Below are 15,821 nucleotides of genomic sequence, written 5' to 3'. Positions count from 1 at the left end.
TGCCTATTCCTCAAGCACTGGCGGCGGCCCACTGGGGGCAGGAATTAAAAAGGCAACAATGGCACCCAAGGCAAAACCAGCAACATTGCGCAGAACGGGTAGCCATTCTTGGGTGCGCACTAGAACAGGACCAAGGCCAAAGGCAAAGAAAAGCATCCCCCACAGGGGCGAAAAGAGGAGAATCCACGTCCAAGCCACTTTTTGATCCGCACGGCGGGGACGAGCCACAAAGCCCAAAATGATGCCGCCAAAGATGGAGGTGGCAAGGGTGAGAAGCCATTGCTCTTGGGGTAATCCCGGTACGGCACGGCACCCCCCTTGGGCAAGGCAGGTTTCAATGGCATGAAGCGATTGCAGGATGGCCTGATCTTCGCCGTTGTCACGGACAAAGTATTGATTGCCAAAGCGGGTTTGCAACTCAACCCAAAAGGTGCGCTGGAGGACGCGGTAGGCGGTGTCACCAACATTGAAGTTCAAAAGATTGCCGCCGCGCGTATCGGCCACCAGCAGAATACTGCGATCGTCTAAGTCCCAAAAATCCCGCACTGCTAGGCCGGGGGTGCGATCGTACTGGGTGAGGACGCGCAACTTCCAGCCCGTCTGTGCTTCAAATTCTGCCAGTTCGCTGTCAAGGCGTTCCTTTTGAACGGGTGTCAGAATCTGCGCTAAGTCAACAACATTGGTTGGCTCCGCGGGCAACAACTCTGGATTGTTGAAGCTGTGGGCAGGGGCGATCGCTCCCAACCAGCAGAAGCTCACAAGCACCATCACTAAACCAATTTGGCGAAACCAGCGCCGAACTTGTTGAAGCATCGTAATAAAAATTTACAAATAGGGCATCTTTTTTAATTATCTTAAGGGTATGCTGCGAAACATTGCAATCAGCCTCGGCGTCTTCTCAGATAATATGCAGCTTTTGTTAAACTCACCCTATCCTGAGAATCCCATTGCTATACTGCAAGTCTAAAAGTTTTGTTGTCCCTGCCTCATCAGTCACTCCTCACGTGCGATGCCCTACTCTCCTCAACTACTGCAATACCTTGAACAGGAACTGGCACTGCCGCCAGAGAGTATTGCGATGGCTTTGCGTCAGTGGCAACAGCAGCGCGGATCTTTGCCGATTATTCTTTGGCAGTATGGCTTCATTACCTTGGAGCAGTTGGATCGGATTTTTGAGTGGCTGGATCAAACGCGGGGCGATCGCCTGCCTAAGGCTCCGTAAGTGGCAAACTAAGTTTTCGACAACAATCCTCGGTGCCGTAGTAGAGGTTCAGTAATGGGTTCACGGCCGCGGAAGGCTTTGAAGATCTCCATCGGGGGTTGGCTGCCGCCAAGGGCAAGCACGGTTTCGCGATAGCGTCGTCCCATTTCAGCAATGGCTTGCTCGTTGTCTAGGCCTGCTTCCTCAAAGGCGGCAAAGGCATCGGCACTGAGAACTTCTGCCCACAGATAGCTGTAGTAACCCGCAGCATACCCCCCAGCAAAAATGTGGCCAAAACTACAGAGAAAGGCATCCTCGGGCAAGGGGGGCAAAATGGTTGTTGTCTGCGCTAGGCGATCGCGCACCTGTTGGGGGGTTTCTCCTTGCCCCGGTTGATAGCGATGGTGCAGTTCTAAATCTAACAAACTAAAGTGCAACTGCCGCAATAGGGCACTGCCTGCGCGATAGGTACGGGCAGCAACCAGTTTTTCATAGTAGTGTTCTGGCAGGGGTTCCCCCGTTTCATAGTGGCGTGCCATGCCAAAGAGCGTTGGCCGATGGTAGCACCAGTTTTCCATAAATTGACTGGGAAGTTCGACGGCATCCCACTCCACATTGTTGATGCCCGCTGCCCCCGCTTCATCCACCCGCGTCAGCATGTGGTGCAAACCATGCCCAAACTCATGGAAGAGGGTTTCCACTTCGCTAAAGGTCATCAGGCTGGGCTTGCCATCCACTGGGGGGGTTTGATTGCAGACCAAGTAGGCAACGGGTAAGCGGGTGCGCCATTCCCCCTGAATGCGATATTTGGCACGGCCAAGGCAATCGTCCATCCATGCCCCACTGCGTTTTTCGGCAGGACGGCTGTAGGGGTCAAGGTAAAAGTGGGCGATCGTCAGATGATTTTCATCGAGGATGGCAAAAAAGTGCACATCAGGATGCCAAACGGGTACTTGACCATCCGCAGGCACCACCGTCACCCCAAACAGTCGCTTCACTAGGCCAAATAAGCCCTCCAGCACTTGGGGGAGAGGAAAGTAGGGACGCAGTTCCTCATCATTGAAGTCAAAGAGCGCCTCCCGCTGCCGTTCAGCCCAATAGGGAATATCCCAGTGCTGCAGATCGGTGGCTTCGGGTGCCCCTTGGGCAGCAGCAAAGGCTTTCAGTTCTTCCAGTTCTTGCGCCGCCGCACGATAGCTGACTTGCCGCAGTTCCTCGAGGAGCTTTTCCACACTGGCCACACTATCGGCCATTTTGCTGGCAAGGCTGAGTTCAGCATAGGTGTTGAATCCCAAAAGCTGTGCCTCTTCGACCCGCAGGGCAAGGATGCGCTCAAGAATGGGACGGTTATCCCACTCACCACTGCTGGCACGGGAAATGTAGGCGCGATAGAGCTGCTCCCGCAAATCCCGCCGTTGGCTGTGCTGCATAAAGGGGCCAAAGCTGGGGAAGTCGAGGGTAATGTGCCATGGCCCTGTTTCGGGGGTGGCGGTCTCAATGCCATCTTGGCGAGCGGTTTGGGCAGCCAGCGCCAGTAGGCTGGGGGGAAGTCCAGCCACTTCATCGGGTTGGGTGAGCTTGAGGCGAAAGGCCTTGGTGGCATCCAAAAGGTTATTGGAAAACTGGGTGGATAGCTCGGCCAATTCCAGTTGAATGGCATTAAAGCGTTCCTTGGCAGCACCCGTTAGGCTGACACCACTGTGTTCGGCGTTGCGAATGGCGGCTTCGACAATGCGTTTACGCGCAGGGGAAAAGGTTTGGAACTCAGGACTGGCAGCCAGTGCCTTAAAGCCTTCATAGAGGGGGCGCGATTGACCCAAACGGGTGTAAAACTCCACTACTTGGGGTTGAACGGCTTCGTAGGCTTGACGCAATTCGGGACTATTTTTGACGCCGGTGAGATGACTGACAATGCCCCATGTCCAACCGAGGCGATCGCTCAAACGTTCGAGGGGTTCCACTAGCCCTTCCCACGTGGGCGTGAAGGATTGCTCGAGGGTCTCTAATTCTTGGGTGAGTTCCTGCAACAGTTGGCGCACGGCTGGCTCAACATGGCTCACCTCAATCTGATCAAAGGGGGGAAAACCATCGCCCCGCAAGAGGGGATTATCGGTGTGAGGGGAAGTCGCAATAACCATCGGTATCCTACTAACTGCGATTCGATTGCTGACGCGCTTGGGCGATCGCCTGCTTTAACTGTGCTAAGGCCAATTCTAACCGCGCTTCGGGGGCAACGGGAATCAACCCCTGAGCCGTCATCTCATGGATTTCAAAATGCAGGTGCGGACCTGTGGAGTTGCCAGTACTGCCGACAAGGCCAATAACATCCCCCTGCTTCACCCATTGACCGGGATTGACAAAAAGCTGTGAGAGGTGGGCATAGAGGGTTTGGTGCTGTTCTGGCAGGTGTTGCAAAATGACGGTGAGGCCATAGCCCCCCAGCCAGTTCGACTCAACCACACGACCATCAAAAACTGCCAACACGGGTGTCCCTTGAGGAGCGCCCAAATCGGTTCCCGAATGGAAGCGGCGATCGCCAAAAATGGGATGGATGCGCCAGCCAAAAGTTGAGGTAATGGGCACCGGAAACGGCAAGGGAAAGAGCATTTGGCCATTGTTGACCTTTAGCCAACGCAAGGGATTCGGTCCCGGAAAGGGCTGGCGTACATAGGCCGGCGCAGCCGTTTGGGCAGATGGCACAAAATTTCTTGGGTTTGCAGCCACCAAGGGGCGATGGGAAGCTGGAGCAGAAGGTGATGTAGCCGTGGGGGTCACTAGGGGGTGTGGAGCACCTTGGGCTTGGCAAATGTTGGGGGGAACGCCCTCGCTAACGATCGCTTGACAGCCTGTCGAGCGTTCTTGGATCACCACGGGGATAGAGCGGGCAGGCTTCAGGTTTTCAAGGGGTTCGCTGCCGGGAGGTGGATCCACGGGGTCTGTGGAGAAAACAAGAGGCTCACTGTCCACCGGTTGAACAGGATTGACAAGGATCGGTGCAGCCGCTTCTGGTTCAGCAAGAATCGTTTCAGCAACACTCTGGCGAGTCCCCAAGGCGGTTGTCAAGAGACCTATTGTCAGCCCAAGGGCAAGGACGCGCTGCTCGATCATGGTTCACCCCATCACACGCATTCCTTCAAATTCTAGGCGCAACCTTGGGGAATGACAATCTGCTTGGCCGCAAGGGGCTAGCGATCGCGAATTTTCATATAGGTCTGAATCACTTTGAGCACCATCGGACCTGCCACAGACCCACCCCCACCACCAGAGTTTTCGGCAAAGGCGACGACCACAATTTCCGGTTTGTCTGCAGGGGCATAGGCACCAAACCAAGTGTGGTTAGGGCGAGGTGGGTCTTCCCCGGTACCACTTTTGCCGGCGATCGCAACCTCAGGAACATTCAGGGCAGCCCCTGTACCACTGGTCACTACCTGCCGTAACCCTTGGCGCAGCACTTGAATGGTAGAGGGCTTTAAGTTCAATGATTGTCGCCAGCGATGGGGATTGTCGGAAGCAATCAGGTGTGGCCGCACTTTATAGCCCCCATTGGCAGGCACTGCAAACATGACCGCGGCTTGAAGCGGACTCACCTGCAAGGCCCCTTGACCAATGGCGGTAATCAAGGAATCGCCGTCGTACCACCCCTCGCCAAAGGTTTCTTGCTTCCACTGGGGGGTTGGCACAAATCCGGGAGCTTCACCGGGTAAGTCAATGCCGGTTTTAGACCCCATTCCAAAGCGATGCGCCCAATGAATCAGGGTTTCAGGTCCAATGCGGCGCGCCACTTGACCAAAAAAGGTGTTACTACTCCATGCCATGGCACCGGCAAAGCCCAGAGGGCCAAAGCCCGCCCGGTTCCAATCGTGGAAGGCAAAGCCCCCTGTGTAGAGGGCAGGATAGGTCATCAGTACCGTATCAGGGCTAAACTTCCCAGACTCCAGACCCGCCACCGTCGTTACGATTTTGAACGTACTCGCGGGAGGGAACCCTTGGAGGGCACGGTTGACAAAGGGAAATTGCCGCCGTTGTAGCTCGTCCCACTGGGCTTGGGTCATGCGGCGGGCAAACCAATTGGGGTCAAAGGCAGGATAGCTGGCAAGGGCAAGAATCGAACCATCGCGGGGATCCATGGCCACGATCGCCCCCGGCCGACTCCCTAGGGCTGCTTCCGCCGCTTTTTGCAAGTCCAAATCCACTGACAGCGTGATGTCATTCCCCGGTCGAGCCACCTTTTGGCCTAGAATGCGAATCACTTTACCTTGACCATCCACCTCCACCTGCTGACCGCCCCATGTCCCCCGTAGTACCTTTTCATAGGTGGCTTCGACGCCCATTTTGCCCATGACATCGCCAAGGCGGTAGCCCTGATCCCGGCGTGCTGCTAGTTCCTCCTCATTCAGTTCGCCGATGTAGCCAATGATGTGAGCTGCCGTTTCGCCGTGGGGATAAAAGCGCATGGCCTCGCGGTCAATTTCGACCCCCGTCAGGAAATTGCGGTGTTCTTCAAGGGCAACAATTTGCGCTTGGCTAATCCCTTGGGCAATGCGAATCAACGAAGGAGAATTCACCCCTGCTTGTTTGACCCGCGCTTCGATCTCACTGGCAGGGATATTGAGCACCCGCGAGAGAATGTTCACCGTCTGCGGCCATTCGGGCTTTTTCGCCGCAAGGGGCCAGAGAAATACCGAGTAGGAGAACTTATTTCCCGCGAGGATCCGCCCTTTGCGATCCAAAATCTTCCCCCGCTCCGGCGGTTTGGGAATTAGGCGAATGCGGTTTTCATCGGCCATCTGGCGGTTGCGATCGCCCTCAACAATTTGCAGATACCCCAAGCGGGCACCAATGCCCCCCAGCAAAAATATGGTCATGATCGAGAGCAACACCAAGACCCGACCCTGTTTGCCAACCACACGATCGTAGGCTTGGTAGGTGAGGGGACGAGGGGGACGGGTTTTTAGCATTGCCATAGGCAGGGGGGAGTTGAAGAATTGATCACTGAGGCTATTCAATTGCCACTCTATCAGATGCGCTAAGACCAGAGGTCAAGAATTCCGATAACCTAGAAGAAGTCTCTGTACTGCCGCTTCATGAAGCGATCGCGCTGCCGTCCCCAAGTCCAAGCCCCCAGTCAAAATCTGGACTCGTTCCTCGATGTCCTCACCAATACCGTGGGGGTGATGATCTTTGTCTGCCTCTTTGCCAGCTTGACAGCAGCAGTGTCTCCTGCTCTTGTGCGCACGCCCATTGCCCGCGAAACCCGCAAGCAGGTGTATTTCTTTGAGTGTCGTGAAAATCGCGCCCTGCCCCTTGAGGAGGATCAAGCCAGTGAGGCCATCGATCGCCACCTGCGGCGCATTACAGAAAATCCCTTTGCAGATCCCCGCCAAATTCAGCAACAACTAGAGTCCTTTCGCCACCGTACCCGCCACTACGATGTGCGCCTGAGTTTGGTGCACAGCCAAGGGCAACCAATTTTGCAAACCCTTTTTGAACCCCGCGATCGCAGCGGTGGCGAATCCTTTAGCACGCTGGAAAAACCCGCGTCCAACTTTCGGCGTACCATTGATCGCCTCTCCCCCAGCCGCTATTCCCTTGTCTTTTTTGTGCGTCCCGATAGCTTTGATTGTTTCCGGGCAGCCCGTGCGGTGGCTTGGCGCAGTGGCTTTGATGTCGGTTGGGAACCGATGGCGGAGGGTCGCGCCATTATCTTTGTCAGTGGCGGGGGTCGCCGTGTCACTGTGCAGTAGTCCCAAGGAGGCTAAATGCTTGCCAAACGAATTTTGCCCTGTCTGGATGTGAAGGCGGGTCGCGTCGTCAAGGGCGTGAACTTTGTCAACCTGCGCGATGCCGGCGATCCGGTTGAACTGGCGCAAGCCTACAATGCAGCGGGTGCGGATGAGCTGGTGTTTCTCGATATTACGGCCACCCATGAAGAGCGGAACATTATTATTGATGTCGTCTATCGCACCGCGGATCAGGTGTTTATTCCCCTGACGGTGGGGGGCGGGATTCAGTCCCTGACGATGATCAAAGACCTATTGCGCGCCGGGGCAGATAAAGTCAGCCTGAATTCGGCGGCAGTGCGGCAACCCGATCTCGTGAATCAGGCCAGCGATCGCTTTGGTGCCCAATGTATTGTTGTCGCCATTGATGCGCGGCGCGAACCCCATTGGGATCCTAAAAACCCCCGTTGGCAAGTCTATGTGCGCGGCGGACGGGAAGCTACGGGGCTAGATGCGATTGAATGGGCGGTGGAAATGGCTAAACGGGGTGCGGGCGAACTGCTGGTGACCAGTATGGATGCCGATGGGACACAGGCGGGCTACGACCTCGAATTGACGCGGGCGATCGCTGAGCGGGTGGAGATTCCTGTGATTGCCTCTGGGGGGGCAGGTACCTGTGAGCATATTCGCGCGGCTCTTGTGGAAGGGAAAGCAGAGGCGGCACTGTTGGCTTCGCTTCTACACTATGGCCAACTGACGATCGCCCAGATCAAGGACTATCTCCATCAGCACCAAGTGCCCGTGCGCCAAGAAGAACCCCTCCCTTGCCGATAAGCGAAGAGAGGGGCAGAACATCAACCTAGAGGATCAAGCTAAAATGGCCAAGTCCAGTGGCTAAACTCCGGCTTGTCCACACCGTACTCGTAGGCGTAGTTGCGGGCTTCAATTTGCATGTTGCGGAATTTCTCCTTGGCATGGGCACCCGCCACTTGAAGACCGGGGAGGCGATCAATGGCATCAATGGCAAGACTAAAGCGATCAATCTCATTATTGATGGCCAACTCAAGGGGGGTGTTAATGTTGCCCTTTTCTTTGTAGCCGCGCACGTGCAAATTACGGTGATTGTGACGGCGGTACGTGAGACGGTGGATCAACCACGGATAACCATGGAAGTTAAAGATAATCGGGCGATCGAGGGTAAAGAGACTATCAAAGTCGCGATCGCTGAGGCCGTGGGGGTGTTCGGTTTCCGGTTGCAGCTTAAAGAGATCCACCACATTGATATAGCGAATCTTCAGCTCTGGAAACTCCTGCCGCAGGAGGGCGATCGCCGCCAACGCCTCTTGGGTAGGAATATCCCCCGCACTGGCCATCACCAGATCCGGTTCACAGCCTTGATCATTGCTGGCCCAATCCCAAATGCCGACTCCCTTGGTGCAGTGGATAATTGCCTGATCCATTGTCAGGTACTGCAAGTGCAACTGCTTGTCGGAGACAATCACATTCACATAATTTTTGCTGCGCAGGCAGTGATCCGCCACCGACAGCAGTGAGTTCACATCAGGCGGTAAGTAAATGCGCGTAACCTTCGCACTCTTGTTGCAGACAATATCCAAAAATCCCGGATCTTGGTGGGTAAAGCCATTGTGATCCTGCCGCCACACCGTGGACGTAATCAGCAAGTTCAATGAGGCCACATCCGCCCGCCACGAGAGTTCATTGCAGATGCTCAACCATTTGGCGTGTTGGTTAAACATCGAGTCAATGACATGGACAAAGGACTCGTAGGTGGAGAAGAAGCCATGGCGACCCGTCAGCAGATAGCCCTCCAGCATCCCCTCCATGGTGTGCTCGCTGAGCATTTCAATGACGCGACCATTAGGGGACAATTCACCGCCATCGGCGTCCTCCTCAAAGTATTCCGCAATCCAGAATTTCTTGCTGACCTCGTAAATGGCATTGAGTTTATTCGAGGTATTTTCATCGGGACCAAAGACACGGAAATTGGTCATGTTATTGCGCATCACATCCCGCAGGAAGACCCCAAGGGGACGGGTATTTTCCACCTCAATTTGGGCGGGTTTCTCAAACGTAATGCCGTACTGCCGAAAGTCGGGCATTTTCAAATCCTTGCGCAATAGCCCACCATTGGCGTGGGGATTCATGCCCATACGGTAGTTGCCGGTTGGCGCCAAGGCCTTGAGTTCAGGACGAAATGTGCCATTCTCATCAAAGAGTTCTTCGGGGCGGTAGCTGCGCAGCCAATTTTCAAGGAGCTTAAGGTTTTCAGGGTTGGTGTGGACATCGGCCATGGGCACTTGGTGTGCTCGCCAGAAGCCTTCCACTTTGTGGCCATTCACTTCCGCGGGGCCTGTCCACCCTTTGGGGGTGCGCAGCACAATCATCGGCCAACGGGGCAAGGTGGTGACGCCCTCTTCCCGAGCTGCTCGTTGAATCTCCTTAATTTTAGTCACGCAGTAGTCGAGGGTGGCGGCCATTGCTTGGTGCATTGAGGGGCGATCGGAACCTTCCACAAAGCAGGGTTCATACCCTAGGCCCCGGAAGAAGTTTTCCAAATCCTGATGGGGAATCCGTGCCAAAATCGTCGGGTTGTTAATCTTGTAGCCATTCAAGTTGAGAATCGGCAAGACTGCCCCATCGCGCGCCGGGTTGAGGAATTTATTGATGTGCCATGAGGTGGCCAAAGGCCCCGTTTCTGCTTCCCCATCGCCAACCACTGCCGCCACAATTAAATCAGGATTGTCAAAGGCAGCACCACAGGCATGGGAGAGGACATAGCCCAATTCTCCCCCTTCGTGTATCGAGCCGGGCGTTTCTGGGGTGCAGTGGCTCCCAATGCCACCGGGGAAGGAGAACTGCTTGAAGAATTTTTTGAGGCCGTGGGCATCCTCACTAATGTTGTGGTAAATCTCGGTGTAACTGCCTTCAAGGTAAACAGGTGCCAAGACCCCCGGTGCCCCATGACCGGGACCCGCTAGGAAAATCACCTCCTGTTGGTACTTTTTAATAATGCGATTGAGGTGAAGGTAGCAAAAGGACAGACCTGGACTCGATCCCCAGTGACCAAGGAGGCGTTTTTTGATGTGTTCAGGCTTGAGGGGTTCCTTGAGTAGGGGGTTATCGAGCAAATAGATCATGCCCACGGCCAGATAGTTACAGGCACGGAAGAAGGCATCCATGGCCTCAACTTCACTATCACTCAAGGGCTGTCCTTGAATCGTGGCGCGAGCCGGCCCAAAGGCATGAATATCAGCGGTGAGTTCGGTGGGACGGGGAGGAGAGCTAACCATACAGTATCCTCGTCAAGTCAGCATGAGTATCAGGAAAATCAACTTAGATCAATAGATCAAAGTAAAGTGCCAACGGCATTCAAAAGAGTCCACAGGTTACTAAAAGCATTTGCTAATTAAGGACACATCCTAAACAGCCGTCTTTAGCCTACAGCCCCATCCTAGGATGCTGAAATGGCTAGGCTCGCAAATGCGCTAGATTTTTTAACGTTGATTCGACTCAGTGAATGCCCCAATGCCTGAAAAATTTATGCGGCAAGTTCAGCGGGCAGCGGTAAGCGAAAGAGCTGACAGGCGTTGAGGGTGGTTTGCTGTTCTAATTCCAAGAGGTCACATTGTCGCAGACGGGCGACGGCTTCAGCCACAAAGCGCACATAGCTGGGTTCATTGCGTTTTTCGCCGCGTTTGGGCACAGGGGCAAGGAAGGGGCAATCCGTTTCCACCAGTAGGCGATCGCTGGGAACCATTTGTGCCGAGGCATGAATTTGTTTGGCGTTCTTAAACGTGACGGTGCCGCTAAAGCTGATAAAAAGACCCAGATCGAGAAACCACTCAGTTTCTTCGGGGGTACCGCCCCAGCAGTGCATCACTCCTTGCACCTGCCCGCGATCGCGCACAAACTGTTGAAGCAAATCCCGCGCGGCAGCGGCTGCTTCCCGACAGTGGATAATCACTGGCAGATTCAAGCTGTGGGCAACCTCCAACTGTGCCCAAAAGGCCGCTTCCTGTTCTTCGCGATTCGTGGCTTTGTAAAAATCTAAACCCGTTTCGCCAATGGCCACCACTTTAGGATCACTGGCGGCAAGGCGGGCAATTTTTTCCTTGAGATCCGGCTGCCACTGCTCCGTATCTAGGGGATGGAGACCCACTGCCATAAAGAGTTCGGGAAACTGCGCGGCAAGGCTCTGAATGGTGGGAAATTCACTGGGTTCAACGCAGGAGTGAACCAGCCGCACCACTCCCGCCGATCGCCAGCGTTTAGCCACTGAGTCGAGATCGGGCGCGTACTCTGGAAAGTTGAGATGGACGTGGGTATCCACCAACATGGGGATTAGGCAGCCGGTTGCAGCGTTTTGTTGAGGATACGGGTCAGCCGCGCTTTACGACGGGCACCGGTGTTGCGATGGAGAACACCGCGCTTAACGGCTTTGTCAATTTTGCTAAAGGCCAAGTTGAGTCGCTGCTGGACTTCCGCCAGTTTTTCCGGAGTGGGATCGGCAGCATACTGACTAATAGCCGTCAAGTAGTTTTTAATCAGCGTCCGCACTGCCGAGCGATAGGCTTTGTTGCGAAGACGGTTGCGCTCAGCAATTTGGGCACGTTTAGCGGCAGATTTGATGTTAGCCACAGGTCACCTGATGATCAATCACACATTAAGAACAAATAACCATTATAACCGTTGACTGAGCGATCGCAAGATCTTGGCTGCCAGCATTGCCGCCCCAAAGCCATTGTCAATATTGACGACACCAATGCCGGGGGCACAGGAGTTGAGCATTGTCAGTAGCGCTGCCAAACCGCCAAAGTTCGCGCCATAGCCAATACTGGTGGGCACAGCAATCACGGGCACTGAGACTAGCCCCGCCACCACACTGGGCAGTGCCCCCTCCATGCCAGCAATCACAATGAGCACGGCCATCTCCTCTAGGCGATCGCGCACACTCAACAGCCGATGAATCCCCGCCACCCCCACATCCCAAAATCGCTCAACCCCAAATCCTGACAGTTGCAACGTCACTGCTGCCTCTTCGGCCACGGGCAGATCCGCTGTGCCCGCACAGACCAAGCCCACCGGCAGGGGAAACTGCGGCGGCAAAATGGGGGCTGTACTGCAAATCCGTGCCTTTTCAAAATAGTGCAGTCCACCAACGCGCGATCGCAGGGCCTCAAACACCTCGGGAGAAATACGTGTGGCCATTACACAGGGATAGTGGGGACGCATCCGCTCCAAAATCTCGGCAATCTGCTGCGGGGTTTTGCCGGGTCCCCAAATCACCTCTGGAAAGCCGGTCCGCTGCTGCCGCTGGTGATCAATGCGTGCAAAATCGCCAATGGGTTCGTAGGACAGGTGTTGCAGTTGGCGATAGGCGGTCTCTACGCTCAGTTGCCCTTGGGCGATCGCCGCCAAAATCTGCCGCAGTGAATCGGGCATTTAGCCTCCAATTCCCAAGCGACCCGCTAGCCCCGGCGCCATCGGGATCAAGGTAGCGGCCATCAGGAACAATAGCAGCAGACCAAGACCAGCACGGGTATCATCGGGTTCGGTGATCTCATCGAGACTGGGCTGATCCATATCCCGCTGCAACAGCAGAATCACCAACGCCCAATACAAGGCCAAGGGGTTGACGATCGCCACCAAGCCCAAGACCACAAGGGTCATAATCGTCAGTCGTTTGGCGGTTTTGGTACCGTAAATGGCTTGAATAATCCGCCCCCCATCCAGTTGTCCTGCGGGCATCAAGTTTAAGGCCGTCATGATCAAGCCCAGCCAGCCCAGAATCACAAAGGGATGCACCATCACCACTTCACTTTGCAACTGCTGCCCCAAAAAGAGCTTGGCGATCGTCCCCACCAAAATCGAGCCTTGGAAAAAGAGGGTCGGCACCTCTAACCCCTGGCTCGTGGGCGAGAGAACAAGGCCAATGGCCAACAGCAGCAGCGAAACACTACCGGCGGCGATCGCCCCCGCTGCACCAATGTCAAAGAGTTGACTGCGATTGGCAAGGAAGGATTCAATGCGGGTCATGGCCCCAAAAGTCCCCAACTGCCACGCGGGTAAGAAAATGGGCGGCCCTAAGCGCGCTCGATAGCGGTTGGCCATTAGCCAGTGACCCCCTTCCCGTATAGCAGCAATGCCAAAGAGACCCAAGGCAAAGGGGAGCGATCGCTGGAAGAGGCCAGTGGTTGGATTTCCCAGTAAGCTAAACCCCTGCAGGATGGCACTGGTCTCGAGACAGGTTCCAAGGGTGGCCACCGCCAAGAAAACCGCTGCCAGCTTCTGAAGATTGCCCGAGCGAATCGGTTCGGTCGTCATCGGTAAAATCACGACCATCGGCTTGCCATCCCCATTGGCCACCATAAAGAGGCGATAGCGATCGGGCAAGGCGGCCTGTAGGCGTTCAGTGAGTTGCTGATGCACCACTTTGGCCTCTCCCCGCAGATTCCCCGGGCAGATCACGCCCCCTTTGTAGGGAATGTAGTCGGTGGCGAAGTAGGTATCAACGCTAAAGATATTTTGAATGGCTTGTAGGTCTTCAGCGGGAAGGCTGGGTCGTGCAGTAGGCTGGGCTGGGGTCGTCTGCTCTGTGGTGGCTTGCTCTAGTTCCGAACGGCCAGAGGGAGCAGAGGGTAGGGGCAATTCGGCGGTGGCCGCCAGCGATCGCAACCAACGGCCAAGGGCAACATAGGCCACAATCGAGAACACCAGCCCAAAGAGCACGGCAGCAAAGTTAATCACAATCCCAAAGCTGAGGCTGCCAAAAACCACTAGCCAAGGGAGCATCAGGACAAGGGTTTGCAACCAAGCCACAATCCCCAGCTTGCCGTAGGGCAGGTTGCGGTACAGTCCCCACGCCAGTAGGGCGATCGCCCCCGCCAATAGGCCTACCGTAATAATCATGCGTTACCTCCCGCGTTTGCAAACGTTAGCGCGTGGCCATCGTGGTCAGTTGGGTCAGAACTTGACTGGCACGCTCTGTAAATTGCTGCATACCATTGGCATCAAAGCCCCGCTGTGACAATAGAGCCAAATCGTAGATATACTGACACAGCTTTTCGACCAATGCACCCGTTTCTGAGGTGCCGCTGGTTTGAATAATCGTGCCTTGGTTGAGGCTGAGGAGATTTTGCACCAAGGGATGGGCGGTATTGACAACAAGGGTATGCTCCTCCGGCAACTGCGCATTAGGTTGCTGCTGCATCATTGCCATCATTTCCTGCATCCGCCGACTGGTTTCGGGCAACAGGATCATTGCCGGAGGGGCATCGGCCTTGAGGGCTTCGGTGCGAATGGTCAGTTTCGGCTTTTTCAGCACGGATTCAAAGAGGGATTTGATCTGCTCGCTGCGGGTCTTCTTCGTGGTGGGATCCACTAGTTCGCTCTCTTTGTTTTTGTCAATGAGCGTCTCATCGAGTTCTGCATCCACCCGCAGAAACTTGACATCGCTGTAGTTCTGCTCCAGCCACGGCACAAAGTGGGTATCAATGAAACTGTCCATAAACAGGACTTCAATCCCTTGGCTTTTAAGCAGTTGCACGTAGGTGGCTTGGCCGACCTCATCGGTGCAGTAATAGACGCGCTTGCCTTGGCGCTCTTGGTTGCGCTCGAGGTACTCCTTGAGGGTGGTGTAGGTTTTGCCATCCACTTGGATGCCCCCCTCACTGGCCCAGACATCTTCGCTTTCTTTAGAGGTTAGTTCAGCGGTGGTGCGGTAGATGAGAATGTCCTCCACCTGCTTTTTGAACTTCTCATCGTTGATGGAACCGAATTTGACAAAGGTGCCCAAGTCTTGCCACGAGCGTACGTAGGCCGCCGGGTCTTCGCGGTATAGCTCCTTCAGGCGATCGCCCACCTTTTTGGCAATGTAGTCGGCAATTTTGCGCACCGTGCGATCGTTTTGCAGGAAACTGCGGGACACATTCAGGGGAATGTCGCTGCTGTCAATGACCCCCCGCAAAGGCAGCAAAAAGCGCGGGATCACCTCTTCGCAGTTATCGCTGACAAAGACTTGGTTGCAGTAGAGCTTAATTTGCCCCTTAGTGACATCAATATCGGGGCGCAGCTTGGGAAAGTAGAGAATGCCATTGACCACAAAGGGATAGTCGGTATTGAGGTGAACCCAAAGCAGCGGGTCTTCTTGAAAGGGATAGAGATAGCGGTAAAACTCTAGGTAGTCCTCTTTGCTGAGGCTATTGGGGGCACTCTTCCAAGGGGCAATTTGCTTATTAATTTGCTCACCCCCTAGCTTAATTGGCACCGGCAAAAAGTCACAGTATTTGCGTACCAATTCGCGAATGCGGCCGGGTTCTAGGTACTCCAACTCACCCTCTTGCAGGGTTAGGGTGACGGTTGTACCAACACTGGTGCGCTGACCATCGGAGAGGGTAAATTCAGTGGAACCATCACAGGTCCAATGCACGGGGACGGCACCTTCGCGGTAGGAGAGGGTATCAATTTCCACCCGTTCTGAAACCATGAAGGCAGAGTAAAACCCCAGCCCAAAGTGACCAATGATTGCGTTTTCCCCTTCCCCTTTGTACTTTTGGACGAATTCCTCGGCACTGGAAAAGGCCACTTGGGTAATGTACTTTTTCACCTCCTCGGCGGTCATGCCAATGCCGTTGTCGGCGATCGCCAGCTTTTTATTTTCTTTGTCAATCGTGATCGTCACTTCCGGGTGATCCACATCGCCGCTATATTCCCCAGAGCGTGCCACCATCCGCAGTTTTTGAATGGCATCTACGGCGTTGGAGACCAGTTCCCGCAGGAAAATCTCATGATCGGAGTAGAGCCACTTTTTAATAATTGGAAAAATGTTCTCAGTATGGATTGAAATGGTTCCCTGTTCCAACATGATGCTTCCCGTGAGT

At 54.8% G+C, this 15,821-nt stretch carries 13 protein-coding genes; 3 read left to right on the top strand and 10 right to left on the bottom strand.

All coding sequences use genetic code 11. The features are described from left to right. Positions 1 to 3: 3 nt before the first annotated feature. Positions 4 to 768, bottom strand: coding sequence for a TPM domain-containing protein (locus M0644_RS11075; RefSeq protein WP_399363249.1), 765 nt, complete (start codon positions 766 to 768; stop codon positions 4 to 6). 241 nt (positions 769 to 1,009) lie between these two features. On the opposite strand from M0644_RS11075, the gene M0644_RS11070 reads away from it, so the two are divergent. After that, positions 1,010 to 1,222, top strand: coding sequence for a DUF2949 domain-containing protein (locus M0644_RS11070; protein WP_149820841.1), 213 nt, complete (start codon positions 1,010 to 1,012; stop codon positions 1,220 to 1,222). An 8-nt stretch (positions 1,223 to 1,230) separates the two neighbouring features. On the opposite strand, the gene M0644_RS11065 is transcribed toward M0644_RS11070, so the two are convergent. The 3 genes from M0644_RS11065 to mrdA all read right to left on the bottom strand — a co-directional run bounded on the left by M0644_RS11065 (position 1,231) and on the right by mrdA (position 6,165). Further along, on the bottom strand, positions 1,231 to 3,339 hold the full coding sequence (locus M0644_RS11065) for a M3 family metallopeptidase (RefSeq protein WP_149820839.1): 2,109 nt from the start codon (positions 3,337 to 3,339) through the stop codon (positions 1,231 to 1,233). A gap of 10 nt (positions 3,340 to 3,349) precedes the next feature. Then, the gene (locus M0644_RS13245; RefSeq protein ID WP_286625717.1) at positions 3,350 to 4,309 is read right to left on the bottom strand and encodes a M23 family metallopeptidase; all 960 of its coding nucleotides are present in this window, start codon (positions 4,307 to 4,309) and stop codon (positions 3,350 to 3,352) included. Positions 4,310 to 4,386: 77 nt separating this feature from the next. Continuing rightward, the gene (mrdA, locus tag M0644_RS11055) at positions 4,387 to 6,165 is read right to left on the bottom strand and encodes a penicillin-binding protein 2 (protein ID WP_286625716.1); all 1,779 of its coding nucleotides are present in this window, start codon (positions 6,163 to 6,165) and stop codon (positions 4,387 to 4,389) included. Between the two features lie 120 nt (positions 6,166 to 6,285). Between mrdA and M0644_RS11050 the strand changes: the two genes are divergently transcribed. Together M0644_RS11050 and hisF are read left to right on the top strand one after the other, a co-directional pair. Continuing rightward, positions 6,286 to 6,945, top strand: coding sequence for a hypothetical protein (locus tag M0644_RS11050; RefSeq protein WP_286625715.1), 660 nt, complete (start codon positions 6,286 to 6,288; stop codon positions 6,943 to 6,945). Between the two features lie 15 nt (positions 6,946 to 6,960). Further along, positions 6,961 to 7,755: an imidazole glycerol phosphate synthase subunit HisF gene (gene hisF, locus M0644_RS11045; protein ID WP_149820833.1), complete on the top strand. Its 795-nt coding sequence runs from the start codon at positions 6,961 to 6,963 to the stop codon at positions 7,753 to 7,755. A 38-nt stretch (positions 7,756 to 7,793) separates the two neighbouring features. Here the strand turns inward: hisF and M0644_RS11040 are convergent, their stop codons facing one another. From M0644_RS11040 to htpG, 6 genes are all read right to left on the bottom strand, one after another. Then, positions 7,794 to 10,232, bottom strand: coding sequence for a phosphoketolase (locus M0644_RS11040; RefSeq protein WP_286625713.1), 2,439 nt, complete (start codon positions 10,230 to 10,232; stop codon positions 7,794 to 7,796). Between the two features lie 248 nt (positions 10,233 to 10,480). Then, a complete protein-coding gene (locus M0644_RS11035; RefSeq protein WP_286625711.1) occupies positions 10,481 to 11,278 on the bottom strand; it encodes a TatD family hydrolase in 798 nt (265 codons plus the stop codon). A 5-nt stretch (positions 11,279 to 11,283) separates the two neighbouring features. Further along, positions 11,284 to 11,580, bottom strand: a complete 297-nt coding sequence (rpsT, locus tag M0644_RS11030) for a 30S ribosomal protein S20 (protein ID WP_149820827.1) — start codon at positions 11,578 to 11,580, stop codon at positions 11,284 to 11,286. 42 nt (positions 11,581 to 11,622) lie between these two features. Then, positions 11,623 to 12,384 carry a nickel pincer cofactor biosynthesis protein LarB gene (gene larB / locus M0644_RS11025; RefSeq protein ID WP_286625710.1) on the bottom strand — a complete coding sequence of 254 codons (762 nt, stop codon included), beginning with the start codon at positions 12,382 to 12,384 and terminating at the stop codon, positions 11,623 to 11,625. Then, on the bottom strand, positions 12,385 to 13,851 hold the full coding sequence (locus M0644_RS11020; protein WP_286625709.1) for a site-2 protease family protein: 1,467 nt from the start codon (positions 13,849 to 13,851) through the stop codon (positions 12,385 to 12,387). A 25-nt stretch (positions 13,852 to 13,876) separates the two neighbouring features. Further along, a complete protein-coding gene (gene htpG, locus M0644_RS11015; protein ID WP_286625708.1) occupies positions 13,877 to 15,805 on the bottom strand; it encodes a molecular chaperone HtpG in 1,929 nt (642 codons plus the stop codon). Positions 15,806 to 15,821: the final 16 nt, after the last annotated feature.

The sequence above is a fragment of the Thermosynechococcus sp. B1 genome, from assembly GCF_030322985.1.
Classification (GTDB): Bacteria; Cyanobacteriota; Cyanobacteriia; order Thermosynechococcales; family Thermosynechococcaceae; genus Thermosynechococcus.
The sequence above is the reverse complement of the archived record's forward strand: the minus strand, read 5'-3'. Positions and strand labels throughout refer to the sequence as shown.